16 protein-coding genes are annotated in these 15,688 nt (G+C 37.8%); 3 read left to right on the top strand and 13 right to left on the bottom strand.

The genetic code is table 11. The annotated features are described in order from the left end of the window. Positions 1-176: 176 nt before the first annotated feature. Positions 177-353: a Spo0E family sporulation regulatory protein-aspartic acid phosphatase gene (locus tag ABES02_RS04350; RefSeq protein ID WP_430131247.1), complete on the top strand. Its 177-nt coding sequence runs from the start codon at positions 177-179 to the stop codon at positions 351-353. A 43-nt stretch (positions 354-396) separates the two neighbouring features. Here the strand turns inward: ABES02_RS04350 and ABES02_RS04345 are convergent, their stop codons facing one another. The 12 genes from ABES02_RS04345 to yneA form a co-directional block, all read right to left on the bottom strand. Beyond that, positions 397-2,205 carry an ABC transporter ATP-binding protein gene (locus ABES02_RS04345; protein WP_430131246.1) on the bottom strand — a complete coding sequence of 603 codons (1,809 nt, stop codon included), beginning with the start codon at positions 2,203-2,205 and terminating at the stop codon, positions 397-399. Next, complete coding sequence (locus tag ABES02_RS04340; RefSeq protein ID WP_430131244.1) at positions 2,192-3,943, bottom strand: ABC transporter transmembrane domain-containing protein; 1,752 nt, start codon at positions 3,941-3,943, stop codon at positions 2,192-2,194. The genes ABES02_RS04345 and ABES02_RS04340 overlap by 14 nt, the downstream gene beginning before the upstream one ends. Positions 3,944-4,170: 227 nt before the next feature. Further along, on the bottom strand, positions 4,171-4,494 hold the full coding sequence (locus ABES02_RS04335) for a hypothetical protein (protein ID WP_430131242.1): 324 nt from the start codon (positions 4,492-4,494) through the stop codon (positions 4,171-4,173). A gap of 416 nt (positions 4,495-4,910) precedes the next feature. Then, positions 4,911-5,123: a YneF family protein gene (locus tag ABES02_RS04330; RefSeq protein ID WP_430131240.1), complete on the bottom strand. Its 213-nt coding sequence runs from the start codon at positions 5,121-5,123 to the stop codon at positions 4,911-4,913. 76 nt (positions 5,124-5,199) lie between these two features. Next, positions 5,200-5,640: a sporulation inhibitor of replication protein SirA gene (gene sirA / locus ABES02_RS04325; protein ID WP_430131237.1), complete on the bottom strand. Its 441-nt coding sequence runs from the start codon at positions 5,638-5,640 to the stop codon at positions 5,200-5,202. Between the two features lie 274 nt (positions 5,641-5,914). Further along, positions 5,915-6,697, bottom strand: coding sequence for a carbon-nitrogen hydrolase family protein (locus ABES02_RS04320; protein WP_430131234.1), 783 nt, complete (start codon positions 6,695-6,697; stop codon positions 5,915-5,917). Between the two features lie 15 nt (positions 6,698-6,712). Beyond that, complete coding sequence (locus tag ABES02_RS04315; protein WP_430131231.1) at positions 6,713-8,107, bottom strand: APC family permease; 1,395 nt, start codon at positions 8,105-8,107, stop codon at positions 6,713-6,715. 13 nt (positions 8,108-8,120) lie between these two features. Then, positions 8,121-9,035, bottom strand: coding sequence for an acetamidase/formamidase family protein (locus ABES02_RS04310; protein WP_430131228.1), 915 nt, complete (start codon positions 9,033-9,035; stop codon positions 8,121-8,123). 295 nt (positions 9,036-9,330) lie between these two features. Beyond that, the gene (gene tkt, locus ABES02_RS04305) at positions 9,331-11,337 is read right to left on the bottom strand and encodes a transketolase (protein ID WP_430131225.1); all 2,007 of its coding nucleotides are present in this window, start codon (positions 11,335-11,337) and stop codon (positions 9,331-9,333) included. Positions 11,338-11,517: 180 nt separating this feature from the next. After that, positions 11,518-11,748 (bottom strand): DUF896 domain-containing protein, encoded by a 231-nt coding sequence (locus ABES02_RS04300; RefSeq protein WP_430131222.1) that lies wholly within the window; start codon positions 11,746-11,748, stop codon positions 11,518-11,520. An 80-nt stretch (positions 11,749-11,828) separates the two neighbouring features. Continuing rightward, positions 11,829-12,476, bottom strand: coding sequence for a YneB family resolvase-like protein (locus ABES02_RS04295; RefSeq protein WP_430131219.1), 648 nt, complete (start codon positions 12,474-12,476; stop codon positions 11,829-11,831). 6 nt (positions 12,477-12,482) lie between these two features. Then, positions 12,483-12,806: a cell division suppressor protein YneA gene (gene yneA, locus ABES02_RS04290; RefSeq protein ID WP_430131216.1), complete on the bottom strand. Its 324-nt coding sequence runs from the start codon at positions 12,804-12,806 to the stop codon at positions 12,483-12,485. Positions 12,807-12,965: 159 nt separating this feature from the next. On the opposite strand from yneA, the gene lexA reads away from it, so the two are divergent. Together lexA and ABES02_RS04280 are read left to right on the top strand one after the other, a co-directional pair. After that, entirely contained in the window at positions 12,966-13,589 is a 624-nt protein-coding gene (gene lexA / locus ABES02_RS04285; RefSeq protein ID WP_430131213.1) for a transcriptional repressor LexA, read from the top strand. Positions 13,590-13,793: 204 nt separating this feature from the next. After that, complete coding sequence (locus tag ABES02_RS04280; RefSeq protein ID WP_430131210.1) at positions 13,794-14,081, top strand: DUF4257 domain-containing protein; 288 nt, start codon at positions 13,794-13,796, stop codon at positions 14,079-14,081. 262 nt (positions 14,082-14,343) lie between these two features. On the opposite strand, the gene glnA is transcribed toward ABES02_RS04280, so the two are convergent. Beyond that, positions 14,344-15,678 carry a type I glutamate--ammonia ligase gene (glnA, locus tag ABES02_RS04275; protein ID WP_430131207.1) on the bottom strand — a complete coding sequence of 445 codons (1,335 nt, stop codon included), beginning with the start codon at positions 15,676-15,678 and terminating at the stop codon, positions 14,344-14,346. Positions 15,679-15,688: the final 10 nt, after the last annotated feature.

Genomic DNA, 15,688 nt, shown 5'->3' with positions numbered 1-15,688 from the left:
TCTTTCAATATACTCAATTTTTTAACAGTTATGTCCTAAAAGAATGGATATTTTTTTACATATTCCTTTGAAATTATTTACATCATAGGTTATACTAGTAAAACAATGCCATTTGGTAGTATCCTAATCTAACTTTCTACCAAAATTTTGGAGTTTCTCCGGAAAGGATATCGGCCGTGATCAAACAAGATTTAATCACATTAATTGAAAAAAAACGTGCTGAATTAATTCAAGTCGCGATCACTAACGGCTTGACCTCCTCCGTTGCCATTCGCTACAGTCAGGAGTTAGACAATCTATTAAATGAATATAATCGAGTTTATATAAAAAAAGTATCACACACAGCCTATTAAATTGCAGTAAAAAGCCTGGCAAAACGCCAGGCTTTTTTTCTATTTAATTGACCACATCCTCAAGTCTTTCAACTACACCGTTTTGAAGAAGGAACATTTTGTGATATAGACCTTCCTGTGCAAGCAGCTCTTGATGTGTTCCTCTTTCAACTATTTCGCCCTGATGGAGAACCATAATTAAATCAGCATCCTGTATGGTAGATAAGCGGTGGGCAATGGCGATCGTCGTTCGGCCCTTACGCATGTTTGCAAGAGCTGTTTGAATCGCTTCTTCCGTTTCTGTATCAATATTGGCGGTTGCTTCATCCAGTACTAAAATTTTAGGATTTGCTGCTATCGTTCTCGCAAAGGCAATTAATTGGCGTTGACCACTCGAGAAAGTTGCTCCCCTTTCTACTACCTTGTGATCAAAACCATCATCAAGCTTTTCGATAAACGAATGAGCCTGAACGAATCGCGCAGCCTCTTTTACTTGTTCATCCGTCATTTCCTGATTATGAAGTCGGATATTATCCTTTACTGTGCCATAAAACAAAAACGGATCCTGAAGGACAAGGCCCATTTTCTCGCGGAGTTCTGGCTTGGTATAATTTCGAATCGATTCTCCATCAATCAAAATCTCACCGCGCTCAAATTCGTAAAACCTCATCATTAAATTAATAATGGAACTTTTCCCACTTCCAGTATGACCAACGAGGGCAACTGTTTCCCCAGGATTAGCAGTAAAAGAAATATTTTTTAACACTTCTCGTTTCCCATCATAGGAAAAACTTAAATTTTTAAACTCAATCTTACCTTTAGCAATGGCTAATTCCTTGTCGACATTCTGAGCGGGTGCCAACTCCTGTTCATCAAGCAATTTAAAGACTCGCGAACCAGCAACAATCGCCTGTTGGTATAATGGTAGCCTCATCATCATCTGGTTTATAGGCTCAAAAAAACGGTCCAAATAATTGATAAAGGCATAGATGACACCGATTTGTATGCTGTGCTGGAAGGAAGTTAACCCGAAATAGCTTAATACAATAATCAGGGCAAAGGTATAAATAACATCAATCGCTGGCCTTAACAGTAAGCCATCAATTTTAATATTTTTCATTCCTGCCATGTAATGCTTTTCATTAATATCGCCAAACTCATTCCGAAAGCGTTTTTCCTGGCGAAAAACTTGGATGATCGACATTCCCTGAAGTGATTCTGCCAGTTTTGCGTTTAATTGGCTTAGTCTTTCACGCATATCGAGGTAATAGCGTGAGCTTAATTTTCGATATAGTGCCATGACATAGATTAGGATAGGAATAATGATCACACAAAACAAGGCTAGTTTTACGTTCAGAATGAACATGGCAATGAATATTCCGGTAAGCAAAAAGCCACTTTGAATAAAGGTAGCGAGTACGGTTACAAACATTTCTTTAATAGCTTCCGTATCATTCGTTACTCTTGACACGATACTTCCCGCCGGTGTCTTATCAAAGTACTTTAAGCCGAGTGCCTGCACCTTTGAAAAGACATCGATTCGCAGCTGCTGGATAATAAATAAGGCAATCTCTTGAAATTTCACTAATTGAAAAAATAAGAGGATCCCTTTTACAACTTGAATTCCCATGTAAACGGATGCAAGAATCACCAGAGGCTGAAAAGCAAGTTTTCCCGGCGTCAAATAGTCATCGATAAAAATTTTAACTAGGATTGGCAGAAAAATATCACCGATGGTGGTTAACAATAGCAATACAAAAGCGATACCAATCATTTTTTTATGTGGCTTCGTATAGGAAAGGAGGCGCGATAAGACTTTTCTTTGTTCCCTTTCCGACAGTTGTACCTTTTCTTCCAAATTAATGCCCCCCATGCTCAACCAACTCTTCAAGCTGCTGGTGTAAATACATTTCTTTGTACCAACCGTCTAATTCCATGAGGTCTTCATGTGTACCTCTTTCTATAATGCGGCCATCATCAAGAACAAGGATCAGATTAGCGTGTTGAATGGCACTTAAACGATGTGAGGTAATAATCGTTGTTTTTCCGTCGCGGTTCTTCTTTAACGAAGAAAGAATAGCTTCTTCAGTTTTGGCGTCGACAGCTGACAATGAATCATCAAGGACCAGTACTTCAGGATTCATGAGGAGCGCTCTAGCAATTGATATTCTTTGTTTTTGCCCACCAGATAACGACACTCCTCGCTCACCGACAATCGTTTGATAGCCATCAGTAAATTGAAGAATGTCTTCATGAATGTTGGCAATTTTTGCTGCCATTTCAATTTTCTCCATTTCCACTACTGGATTTGTAAAGGCGATATTTTCTGCCACGGTGGCTGAAAATAAGAAATGGTCTTGAGGAACATATCCGATGGCTTCACGTAATTTTTCAAACCTATATTCTTGTAGTGCTTTTTCTCCAAAAAGTATTTCTCCGTGATAGCCCTCAAACTCACGAATAAGCAGCTTTAACAGAGTTGTCTTTCCTGCACCCGTTTTACCGACAATCCCAAGAGTGCCACCTTTTTTTAGAGAAAAGGCAATATCTTTCAAGGTTGAGTTAGTCTCTCCAGGATAAGTAAATTCTGTTATGTTATATTGAATACCGCCACACGGAACGATATCTAAAGCGTTTTCAAGATCAGTGATTTCAATTTTTTCATTAAGGAGAGCTGCTACCCTGTCGTAGGAAGCACGGCCGCGCTCAACGATATTAAACAACCAGCCGAAGGCCAGCATTGGCCAGATTAATAAACCTAAATAGGTGGTAAAAGAAATTAATTCCCCAATGGTTAACTCGTCATTAAGAACGTATTTTGCTCCAAACACAATGGAGAGGAAAAAGGAAATGCCGACGATAATGGAAATGGTAGGGTCATAGAGGGAATCAATTTTCGCAACGACGATGTTTTTTTCAACCACATCTTCAGACAGTTTGCGGAAGTCTTCAATATCTTCTTGTTCCTGACCAAATGTTTTAATCACTTTAATCCCGGTGATACTTTCTTGTGTTTTATCATTTAATGACGAAAATGCTTCCTGTGCCTTATGGAAGCTTTTATGTAACATCGATCCGAACCAATTTGTCAGGAGGGCCATAATTGGCATCGGAATTAAGCATATCAACGTTAACTTCCAGCTAATCGTAAAAGCCATCGCCATGATGACAAATCCGCCTGTTGAAAGAGAATCAACCATCGTTAAAACTCCAGCACCGGCTGTTTGTTGGATCGCTTGCAGATCATTTGTTGCATGTGCCATCAAATCGCCAATGCGACTTTTTTGATAGAAGGCCGGTGACATTTTTGTAAAATGCTGAAACAAACGATTTCGAAGAATCTTGCTAAGCTTTACGGATGATCCAAAAATCATAATTCTCCAAAAATATCTAAGGACATACATCGAAAGCCCTGTGCCAACAAGGACCAAAACCCACTTCAGGAGTATACCTTTTGTCATCGTCCCATCATGAATATGATCTGCAATAATGCCGATTACTTTTGGCGGGACAAGTGTTAACAGCGCCACCATCATTAAGAGAAAGATTCCAGATATGTAAGCCTTTTTCTCCTGCTTAAAAAACCAGCCTAACTCAAAAAATACCTTCATCCAAACGCCTCCAAAAAGAAGAAAAATCCAACCATTTCGTTACTATTTAGCTAGCCGAATTTTTATTTTATCAAATATTGTTAAAATAATAAAGATTTAGAAATAATCATCTTTTATGCATAAAAAAAGAGAGAGAAAACCCTCTCTCCCCTACTTTATTTTTTTGTATATTCCGTCCAATCAAAATAAAAACCCCTACTATTTTGAGCGCTAAGTGTTCATGAGCATTATTTAAATTTAGTCCAATCATACATTTTTTGTCTTTGTTTTCTAATTCGTTCAAGTTTCCTGCTTTCCACCTGTTTTTCTTTCGTGAAGTTCATGATATAACCACAGTCTTCACAAATATAAGAAAATAAGTTTGCTTTCTCGGGAATTCTGTTTAATGAATGATCCTCCTCAGATTCCAAATAAAACCCTAAACTAGCTTCAGTTTTCACATTCCACTTAGTATTCTCATCATATTTTTCATAATTGGCTACAAAATAGCCTTTTCGAAAATGTGTTCCATTGCAGACAAGACATTCAATTTCACTCGCATTCTTTTTCACTACCGACACCTCCAATAAAATTTTATGAAGGAATACTTTCTAATAACACAGAAAAACCACCCTTTCTCATTATCTCTTCAGCAGAAAAAGTGGCTTTTGCATGCATTTATCGGACAGTGTTTTATGTGAATGCTTGTCCATGAAAGTGAATTAATGAGATTATTAGCACATAAAAATGATAAAGCCCCTCTCAATTAATATTGAGAAGGGCTTTTCTATATAAATAAAACATAAGAAACCACTTTCCCATTGGTTAAGGTTCCAACAGAATAAGTGGTTTCGGAATAGTTTGATGAAAGATTAAGCAGAAATATAAAAAAATTATGATGAAAGATTTACTCAACAACGAAATGTTGATGAAAACCTGTCCAATAAAACCTCTATAATCTAGCTCAAACGCTTGATACGACTGGGTTTTACTTTCCCTGCTGCTTGTTCATTGCAGACATCATTTGGTTGATCTTCTTTTGAGAAGGCTTCATACCCATTTGCATCATCATCATTTTAAGCATTTGCTCATTAATTGGCGGATTTTTCTTTAAATAGCTCATCATATATCTGCGAGCAATGAAAAATCCTAGTGCTACACCAGCTACTAATGCTAGTATACCAACTAGAACGTACATCATAATACTTCCTCCTTCATGTTGTCTACCATACTACAGTGTACTAAATAAAACGGCATAATACAATATCCTCATGCAATTAGATTAATTTTCTTTCTTTAATTGGCTTTAACCAACCAAAGCGCTGATGTTCAAGGTCGATTGCCAAGAAGGAGGATTCACATTTTCTTAGCACTTCAAAAAAAGCAGTCTCTGCTTCATAGCTACCTTGCGCTTCTACGGTTATTAAATCCTGATATACTTCTAATTTTGCCGTACTTAGTTTTCCACTTAATTCAATATAGTATGCACCATGATCGGCTCTAAATCCTTTCGTTCTCCCCAGCTGTTTTTGAATCAGATTGTGGATTTTTAATACCTCAACCTTTTTCGATATATAATCAATTTGTTTCTTAGTTATAAATTTAAACTCACCGTATGCATTTTGATGTTCCTTAAAAAGCTGAAAAAACAGTCGTTCTCTTCCGAAGTAATGGGCGGCAAATTCATCTTCTATTAAATATAGCTGATATTTTCTCACACAAACCTCTCCTTCGCTGTCAACCCTTTTATCTATTATAAAAAATCAGATACGAAACATTTGTCTTACGGTGGCGAAAACTTTCACTTTTTTTGTCGATTATATGGTTATATAACAAATTAACATTAAATTCGGTAGTTTTGATGAACAATCCTCTGAAAATTATATTTGTCCATATTTTTGTAAAATTTACGATTATCTTCAAGGACACTCTAATTGCTATTTATCGCAAATAAAAAAAACGCCCAACCAGGCGTTTTTCTACTTTCATTTTTTAGGTTAATTTATAATACATTGGTCTTCGGTCATTCAAATAGATAGGAAAATTTCTAGCTTGATGAACCAAATTCAAATCCATTTCTAACAACAGCATTTCTTCCTGATCTTTACATTTCCCAAGAAGCTGTCCATAGGGATCTGCCGCTGCACTTTCACCAAAAAAGCAAGTGGATTCTTCTTTTCCAATTTGATTGGTCGTAGCTACAAACACCTGATTTTCAGCTGCACGACTTTGTATGAAAAGTTGTTGGACATGTTGAAACGGAGTCATATTCGCTGTTGGAGCTAAGATAATTTCTGCACCATTTAACGCAAGAGTCCTTGCTGATTCAGGAAACTCCGTATCATAACAGATCATGATACCTATTTTTCCAATATTGGTATCCCAAACAGGAAAGTTCATTCCCGGCTCGAAATATTTTGGCTCTTCATCCCAGAGATGAACCTTTTGATATGTCCCTAGCACTTCCCCTTCTTCATCTATAAAACAAGCGGAGTTATAGAACTTTCCTTCTTTATTTTCTGGAAATCCAAAAACTACTTTTACACTATATTTTTTGGCCAATTCCCGTACTTTACAAATAGATGGCCCATCTAAGTCCTCCGCCACTTCGCCTGTAAATTCCCTTGTAAAATAACCCGTAAGGAATAACTCTGGGAAAAGCACAAGGTCCGCACCTTGTTGATGGGCACTCCTAATATACTGTTCCATCGATTCTAAATTACTAGATTTATCAAGTAATTTAGGTTTTACTTGAGCTAAAAGTATCTTAGGCATTTAGCTTCTCCTTTCTTAAACTGCTTTTTCATGATTAGTTATAGGCTCCGAACTATTCACCAGCCAATGTGTTTTGCTTCGTGGTTTTAAATATAAATAATAATAAAGGAGTGCTCCCCCAAAGGCTATGCCGCTAATAATAAGGTCCTTACCTGACTGCTGTGACAACGCGGCAATGGATCCAATAAAAGCGATAATTGGAATGATCGGAAACAAAGGTGCCTTAAACGGACGATGAAGTCCCTTGTCACGCACCCTACTAATAATGACACATAATGCGACCGTTGCGTATAAAAGGACGATCGTAACTGAAGTGAATGTAACCATACTTACCAAACTTGAATCAAAACAAACAAGTGCACCTAATGCCCCCATAAATATTGTGGCTAACCAAGGAGTATTAAAGGTCGGATGAAGAGTCGTAAGAAACTTATTGATTTTTTCAGGAAATGCTTTATCACGACCTGCACTATAATAAACTCGTGAAAATTGTAGAATAACAGCAAGTACACAGTTGATCATCGCAATTGCAGCCCCAGCATTCAAAAAGAGCGTCGCATTTTTGCCCATATACATTTCTCCGATGTAGTTTATTGGTGAAGAGGAAGAAAGAAATGTCTTGATATCAGGTACAGAAAGCAAAATGCAGAATAAAGGTATTATTTGTGCCAGAACACCAATTAAAGCGGAAGTAAACAGGGTCTTCCCAATATTGGCGTTTTTGTCGGTTTCTTCAGAAAAATTGATAGAGCTATCGTATCCGTTATAGGAAAATAGAGCCACTGTAACGGCTGCAAAGATAGTAGACCATGAAACCGGGATAACCGATGATTTATCCTCTGTTAGCGCCACAGGATTAAATAAACTTCCAATCTCCTGTGATGGATGAAATATTGCCACTACCGCAATAACGGCAACAACAACTAACTCGAGAATAAGAAAAACTTCAACGAACTTTGCATTCCATTTCATTGAAAGCATGGTAATAACTGTACAGCCAACCATAACCCCAAACGCCGTCCAGTTTGTGGTCCAACTTGGGAATATTTTAGTTAAATAGGCTGCTGCCCCAAAAGCAATCGTAGCCGGAAGAAAGATACCTTGGATAAGATAATTTAAGAGAGCCAGAAATCCAATGGGACGTCCTAAAACACGATTCACAATACTATATAATCCCCCTGCCCCAGGATATAACGCCCCCAATTCACCCATACATAAAGCCACACATAAAGCAATTAAAGCCGCACCCAAGAAAGAGATGAATGTTCCCGTTCCAGTAGTTGCAAGAACTGCAGGCACCATAAGGAAAACACCGGTCGTCGGGCTAATATCACTTACAGAAATGGATATGTTCCCAAAAAACGATAGGGATCTTTGTAGATCTTCTTTAGTTTTTACTTCATTTGACATACGGTCACTCTCCTTAGGCTAAATGGTAATGATAATTTTCTAGAATCGATAATGGTAGTTCCATTCTAGCGGTCATTAAAGGGTCTACTACCTGACAAATTCTAAGATTCCCAACCAAACTAAGCAGCATGCCGGCTTCGTTAAATTCCACCCCGAGTTCCTCTATTAAAAAGTTGTGCATTTGCAATGTAGCTTGTTTTGCTGCCAAGTCTAAGGTCTCCGCAGAGGCGATGGTCATGATGTGATCCCCTTCTTTTAGCAAAGGCAGTGGAAATATTTTGTCTTTAATAACACTTACACGAACCGTTACTTCGCCAGAAATTTCAAGTCCGCAAATGATTACCTCCCCGTCACCCATTACTGCGTGAAGATCTCCCATCGATAAAAGTGCCCCGTTTACATGAACTGGGAGATAAAGTACGGCTCCCTCCACAATCCGTTTACAATCCATATTTCCTCCATGCTGCCCCGGAGTACCCGTTGGTATTTCTTCTGTTTCTGGGGATGTTCCGATGACACCAATCATAGGCCGAACAGGGATTTGAATTTTTTCATTAAACAAAGCTTTTCCATTTTCAATGCGGATGATTTTTGTTTTTTCTTCTTTAATAGCTTCGCCTAAAACACCAAGATTGGGAGCGACTGTCATTACCCCCTGTTTTGCAATAGAAATCTTTAAGATTTCTACCTTCAAAATATCTCCTGGTTCAGCTTCCTCTACAAATAAAGGGCCAGTTGCAGGATTAATTTTATCCCAACCTACAGAACTGAATAATTGTTCTTCGCTTTGAATCTGGTTGCTAAAACAGTCGCAGGTTTCAAATGTAATCACATCCCCGCTAATTGCTTTACATACTGGTTGGTTTGAAGGTGAAAAACTTAAAATGGTATTCTCTTTTAAAATTTTAATAGTTGAAATGGCTGACATTTTGATTGACCTCCTCATAAGATAATTTTAAAATTAATAATATTCTGATAATAACACGTATTCCTATTGTATATTGAATTGAACACAATTCCATCTGACATATTGGTTATTAATTTAAAAATATTATTTACGATATGTGTAATCTACTAGGAAATATTTGTAAATCATAGGAATTATGTTGTAAATTTTTTGGTTATCCCTCAGCAAAAGTTTGTATTTTTTTCATAATAGCAACTATGAATGTAATACCAAAAAAAAGAGAAAACGGAAATTCCGTCCTCTCTTAACATATATTTTATTTCTGCAAAAGTGCTTTCACACGGGCAACTACGTTGCTTACAGTGAAGCCGTATTCTTCCATAATCTTTTCACCTGGTGCAGATGCTCCGAATTTATCAATGGCTAATACATCGCCTTCATCACCGGTATATTTGTGCCAGCCAAAGGAAGCACCTACTTCAATTCCTAGACGTTTCTTCACATTCTTAGGAAGTACGGAATCCTTATATTCTTGAGATTGCTTTTCAAAACGATCCCATGAAGGCATACTTACAACGGATACGTGAACGCCTTCGCCTGCTAAAGCTTTTTGTGCTTCAACCGCAAGGCTTACTTCTGAACCAGTTGCGAGTAACAATGCATCTGGAGTTTCTCTTTCTGAAGGAGAAACCACATACGCACCCTTTGAAACTCCCTCATATGCGTTTGTATCAGTTCCCTTTAATGTCGGTAAATCTTGACGAGTTAAAACAAGCGCAGTTGGTGTGTTTTTAGATTCAACAGCAAGCTTCCAAGCTGCGGCTGTTTCATTTCCATCTGCAGGACGAATGATTGATAATCCTGGCATTGCACGAAGAGCAGCAAGCTGTTCGATAGGTTCATGTGTAGGACCGTCTTCCCCAACCGCAATACTGTCATGGGTAAATACATATGTTACAGGCAGTCCCATTAAGGCCGCAAGACGAATTGCCGGACGAAGGTAATCAGAGAACACAAAGAAAGTTCCTCCAAAAACTTGTACTCCACCATGTAGAGCAATACCATTCAATGCAGCACCCATGGCAAATTCACGAACGCCAAACCAGAAATTACGGCCTTCGTATGAGCCAGGCATATAATCCTTCGTTCCTTTAATCATCGTTTTATTGGAACCAGCAAGGTCTGCAGAACCACCGATAAATGTTGGCAGATTTTTTGCAATCGCATTTAATACTTCACCAGAAGAAGCACGGCTAGCAAGAGCTTTGCCTTCGCTGTATACTGGGATATCCTTGTCCCATCCTTCAGGAAGTTCATGATTTAATGCTTGCTCAAGTTGTTTAGCCAATTCTGGATACTCATTTTTATATTGTGCGAAAAGGTCATTCCATTCTTTTTCCTTTTTCTCACCAGTTTCCACAATTAACTTTTGGAAGTTATCATATACTTCTTGTGGTACATGGAAGTCCGCATCAAATGTCCACTTATATGCTTCCTTTGTCAGTTTTAACTCTTCAGCACCTAGTGGTGAGCCGTGAACGCCAGAAGTTCCCGCACGGTTTGGTGAACCATATCCAATAACTGTTCTAACTTCAATCATTGTAGGACGATCAAGATCATTTCTTGCTTCTTCAAGAGCTTTTGCGATTTCTTCAAGATTGTTGCCATCTTCTACGCGAAGGTACTGCCAGCCGTATGATGAAAAGCGCTCTTTAACACTTTCAGAGAAGGATTTATTCAAGTCACCATCAAGTGAAATATCATTTGAATCATAAAGAACAACTAATCGTCCTAATTTCAAGTGACCTGCAAGCGAAGCTGCTTCAGCAGATACACCTTCCATTAAGTCTCCATCGCCGCAAATGCTGTATGTATAATGGTTCACAAGTTCATAATTGTCTTTATTATAAACACTTGCTACATGGCGTTCTGCCATTGCCATACCCACTGCCATTGCAATCCCTTGACCTAGTGGACCAGTTGTAGCTTCTATACCCTCGGTGTGGCCATATTCTGGATGTCCTGGAGTTTTACTTCCCCATTGACGGAATTGCTTTAAATCTTCCATCGATAAATTGTAACCAGATAGATGAAGCATGCTGTACAACAACGCAGATCCGTGACCTGCAGATAACACAAAACGATCGCGGTTAAACCAATGCGGATTCTTCGGATTATGGTTCATGAAGCGAGTCCATAATGTATAGGTCATTGGCGCTGCGCCCATTGGCATTCCCGGATGACCTGAGTTTGCTTTCTCAATCGCATCTATGGAAAGTGTACGAATGGAAGTTACGGATAAATCATCAATAGTATTAAACATGAATTACATCCTTTCTTCATCACATGGATACTAAAATACATCCTTAATATTATATTGCCCCCAAATTTAATTCAACCAATAAACTTAATAAAAGAAATTAATTTTCACTTTATTTCTTATTTTGACACAGAGATGGTTTGTGTATGTAAAAAAGGAATACAAATAATTGTATTCCTTGAATTAATGAAGATTATTTTTCTTTCTTGTTTTTAGTTTTTCTGGTGTAACGTCATTACCTAATGGATCAATGAACTTTGTATTGGTTAATGTATCAAGCATATTTGATCGGAAAGTTGCTAGATATTCACTTCTTAAATTCGTTTGCTCTTTCGCTTCTGATTCCGTTAACCCGGTTGCTTTTGCTTTCCTAGCAAGCTCATTAATTCTGGCCATTTTTTCTTTGGATAGCATTTAAACACCAACTTTCATAAAAACTGTTTACATAGCAACTGATTTTACTAAAAAAAAGACCTAATGACAAGGCAAAAGGTCTACTCATCTTGGGAATCCATATATTCCTGGTATCTGCGATGGACAGTCGCTTTGGAAATATTATAACCAAATCCTCTTAATATTGCGGCTATCTCATGGAAGGTTAAGTTGTTTTTTCTTAATCGTACAATTTCTTCAACAGGAACTTCAATTTTTTCTCGGCCTGATGCGTTACCAAGGTTTTTTAAATTTTTTTGTGGTTGATAACCTTGTTCAACTGCCCGTTTCATTCCGCGTTTAATTTTTACATTATGGAGCTTTCGCTGGTATTCCTCCACCATACTGACAATTTTCAATACCATGGAATCTGATTCTGAAAGCTGCAGTTCGCCATTATGAGAAATGCTATAAAGTTTGATCCCCTCTTTTAAAATGCAATGTAAAAGAGCAATTTTAGCATTGCCTCTTCCAAGCCGGGTTTCGTCTTGGATTAGCAATGCTTGTACCTTTTTATCCTTGATCCCTTCTAAGACTTGAAGGATTCCATCTCTATCGAAGTCATAGCCGCTTGCCTGTTCTTTAATTATCGAGTCGATTTCAAAATCATGCTTCTTTGCGAGTTGAATAAGTTCTTCTTCCTGACGCTGCAAGGAAGTTTCTTGTGTTTCCTTATTTGTACTTACACGGCAGTATATAATAGCTTTCATAAAATTCTAATCTCCAATGGCACTTGCTAATTCAGTCGTATCAGAAGTATCTGTGCTGACCGGAATGACAATCTCATCTCCAGGGTAAATTTGGTCATCTACATTTTTATTATGCTTTTTCACCCAGCTGACAAATTCCTTATTAGAAAGAGAATGCTGACCAGCATATTGATCGGAAATCTTCCAAAGCGAATCTCCTTCAGAGACAATCACCTTTAGATATTTATCCTTGTCATTGGAAGTTTGTTGAACGGATAGTATGAGTGCAAATGTACAGCTTACTAGCAAAAGAATAATAGCGTATGAGTATTGGTTCCATAATTTTTTCATGAATAACACCTCTTAATAGAATGTACGTTCGATTATTATGTTTTGATTATAATTCGAACACTTGTTTGTTGTCAACTATAAATTCGAACTTATGTTTGTATAAAATTGGCGAACATGATATAATTAAGACAACATTAACCAGGCGAGGTGCATTTTATCATGGTAAAAATATCAAAGCGGCAGCAGGATATCCTGGATTTTATTAAAGATGAGGTTAAGAGCAAGGGCTATCCACCATCCGTACGTGAAATCGGCGAAGCGGTTGGACTTGCCTCAAGTTCTACTGTACATGGCCATTTAGCTAGATTAGAAAGTAAAGGACTTATTAGACGAGATCCAACAAAACCTAGAGCGATTGAAATTTTAGAGGTCGATGAATTAGCTCATATCCCAAGAAACAATGTTGTTAATGTTCCAGTGGTCGGTAAAGTTACAGCAGGCTTGCCAATTACAGCAATTGAAAACGTGGAAGAATATTTCCCACTACCAGAAAGACTAGCACCTGCAGATGAACATGTATTTATGCTAGAAATCATGGGTGAAAGTATGATAGAAGCTGGCATCCTGGACGGGGATTATGTAATCGTGAAGCAGCAACAAACAGCAAATAATGGGGATATTGTTGTTGCAATGACAGAAGAAGATGAAGCGACATGTAAGAGATTTTTCAAAGAAAAAGATTTCATTCGCTTGCAGCCGGAAAATTCCACTATGGATCCTATCATTTTACGCAATGTTTCTATTCTCGGAAAAGTTATTGGAGTATATAGACATATTCATTAAGACAGAGTCGGCAATTCAATGCCGACTCTTCTTTTTTCCAAACTGATATTGGGAAAATTTTTCACAAAAAATATAATCTGTTTGAGTGTAGTGAAAATTCAGTATTTTTCCCTATGCTCAGAAGTTTCCAAGTTTAGTATAATGGTAATACACCAAGATTTACCTTAGGTCCAAAAATTTAGGCTTAAGGAGAGTGAGAAACATATGTTGGTTGACATTATTTTCTCTTTAGTAATTGGTGGGACAGTGGGAATCATTGGACATGTTCGAAAGCATGGTAAAATTATTATGCCAAGAAAAACAAAAAAGTTCATTTATCTTGGTTTTCTAGAAGAAATGCTTCTTGGTGCGGTAGCTGCACTTCTCCTCGTTTTGTATACAGCTCCAAATTCTAATGTTGAGAATATCATCATTTCAATTGTTGCCGGGATTTTTGGTGATGCCACCCTATCTGGATTGAAGCTTTTAAGACAGAAAAGTGAAGAAAAATGACCTTTTTAGTAACCAGCATAGTTTTATTGAATGCTGGTTTTTTATCATTGGTTACTTTTTTAGGAGATCGTACCCATTGCATTACCCATAAAGCAAGAAAAAGTTCTCCTCGGGTAAATGCACGGGCGTTTCATTTACCGTAAACCAAGAAAAAGGGACTCTTGGGTAAATGCATCCACTATAAAATTTTTTTAATAATGGTATTCTATATTATTTCTCAAAAAAAAAGCCCTGACGCTAATAGCGACAAGGCTTTCGAAAATTAATACATGCTCAGATACTGATCGCGTTCCCATTGGTGAACGACGGTACGGAACATATCCCATTCGATCTCTTTTGCTTCCACAAAGTGTTCGAAGATGTGCTCGCCAAGACCAGAAACGATGACTTCATCAGAACTTAATTGATCTAATGCTTGAGCTAAAGTTGCAGGTAGATCGATGATGCCTTCTTCTAATCTTTCTTCTTTGCTCATTACATAAATGTTACGATCAACTGGTGCTGGAGGAGTTAAATTGTTTTTAATTCCATCTAATCCAGCTTTTAATAGAACTGCCATTGCTAGATATGGGTTTGCAGCTGGGTCTACGCTACGTACTTCAACCCGTGTGCTTAATCCGCGTGAAGCAGGAATACGGATGAGTGGTGAACGGTTTCTTGCAGACCATGCCACATAACAAGGTGCTTCATAACCAGGTACAAGACGCTTATAAGAGTTTACAGTTGGGTTAGTAACCGCTGTAAAGTTAGGAGCGTGCTTTAGAACTCCTGCGATGAATTGGCGTGCTGTATCGCTCAATTCAAGGTTACCAGTTGGCTCGTAGAATGCATTTTGGCCATTTTTAAATAATGAAAGGTTGCAGTGCATTCCAGATCCGTTTACGCCGAATAATGGTTTTGGCATAAATGTTGCGTGTAAACCATGCTTACGTGCAATAGTTTTAACAACAAGCTTGAATGTTTGGATTTGGTCGCATGCTGTTAAAGCATCCGCATATTTAAAATCGATTTCGTGTTGACCTGGCGCTACTTCGTGGTGAGAAGCTTCGATTTCAAAGCCCATTTCCTCAAGTTCAAGAACGATATCGCGACGGCAGTTTTCCCCTAAATCTGTTGGAGCAAGGTCAAAGTAACCGCCTTGGTCGTTCAATTCTAATGTAGGCTCACCTTTTTGGTCTAATTTAAATAAGAAGAATTCTGGTTCAGGTCCAAGGTTAAAGTTTGTGAAACCAAGGTCTTCCATTTCCTTTAATACTCTTCTTAAGTTATTACGAGGATCCCCTTCAAAAGGTTTTCCTTCAGGAGTATAAATATCACAGATTAAACGAGCAACTTTTCCTTTTTCAGCTGTCCAAGGAAAAACAACCCAAGTGCTTAAATCTGGATATAGGTACATATCAGACTCTTCAATACGGACAAATCCTTCAATTGAAGAACCATCAAACATCATTTTGTTATCTAGTGCTTTTTCTAATTGACTGATTGGAATCTCAACGTTTTTAATAGTTCCAAGAATATCAGTGAACTGTAAACGAATAAATTTTACATTTTCTTCTTTTGCGAAACGTTGAATATCATCTCTTGAATACTTTGGCATTTTTCAATCC

Source organism: Neobacillus pocheonensis, assembly GCF_050477905.1.
GTDB lineage: Bacteria > Bacillota > Bacilli > Bacillales > Cytobacillaceae > Neobacillus > Neobacillus pocheonensis_A.
The sequence above is the reverse complement of the archived record's forward strand: the minus strand, read 5'-3'. Positions and strand labels throughout refer to the sequence as shown.

Excerpts from the sequence above, each read along its gene's own strand:
- ABES02_RS04345 (WP_430131246.1), bottom strand. The coding sequence starts at position 2,205 with ATGGGGGGCATTAATTTGGAAGAAAAGGTACAACTGTCGGAAAGGGAA.
- ABES02_RS04340 (WP_430131244.1), bottom strand. The coding sequence starts at position 3,943 with ATGAAGGTATTTTTTGAGTTAGGCTGGTTTTTTAAGCAGGAGAAAAAG.
- ABES02_RS04330 (WP_430131240.1), bottom strand. The coding sequence starts at position 5,123 with ATGATGTACGTTCTAGTTGGTATACTAGCATTAGTAGCTGGTGTAGCA.
- ABES02_RS04320 (WP_430131234.1), bottom strand. The coding sequence starts at position 6,697 with ATGCCTAAGATACTTTTAGCTCAAGTAAAACCTAAATTACTTGATAAA.
- ABES02_RS04315 (WP_430131231.1), bottom strand. The coding sequence starts at position 8,107 with ATGTCAAATGAAGTAAAAACTAAAGAAGATCTACAAAGATCCCTATCG.
- ABES02_RS04310 (WP_430131228.1), bottom strand. The coding sequence starts at position 9,035 with ATGTCAGCCATTTCAACTATTAAAATTTTAAAAGAGAATACCATTTTA.
- tkt (WP_430131225.1), bottom strand. The coding sequence starts at position 11,337 with ATGTTTAATACTATTGATGATTTATCCGTAACTTCCATTCGTACACTT.
- ABES02_RS04300 (WP_430131222.1), bottom strand. The coding sequence starts at position 11,748 with ATGCTATCCAAAGAAAAAATGGCCAGAATTAATGAGCTTGCTAGGAAA.
- ABES02_RS04295 (WP_430131219.1), bottom strand. The coding sequence starts at position 12,476 with ATGAAAGCTATTATATACTGCCGTGTAAGTACAAATAAGGAAACACAA.
- yneA (WP_430131216.1), bottom strand. The coding sequence starts at position 12,806 with ATGAAAAAATTATGGAACCAATACTCATACGCTATTATTCTTTTGCTA.
- lexA (WP_430131213.1), top strand. The coding sequence starts at position 12,966 with ATGGTAAAAATATCAAAGCGGCAGCAGGATATCCTGGATTTTATTAAA.
- ABES02_RS04280 (WP_430131210.1), top strand. The coding sequence starts at position 13,794 with ATGTTGGTTGACATTATTTTCTCTTTAGTAATTGGTGGGACAGTGGGA.
- glnA (WP_430131207.1), bottom strand. The coding sequence starts at position 15,678 with ATGCCAAAGTATTCAAGAGATGATATTCAACGTTTCGCAAAAGAAGAA.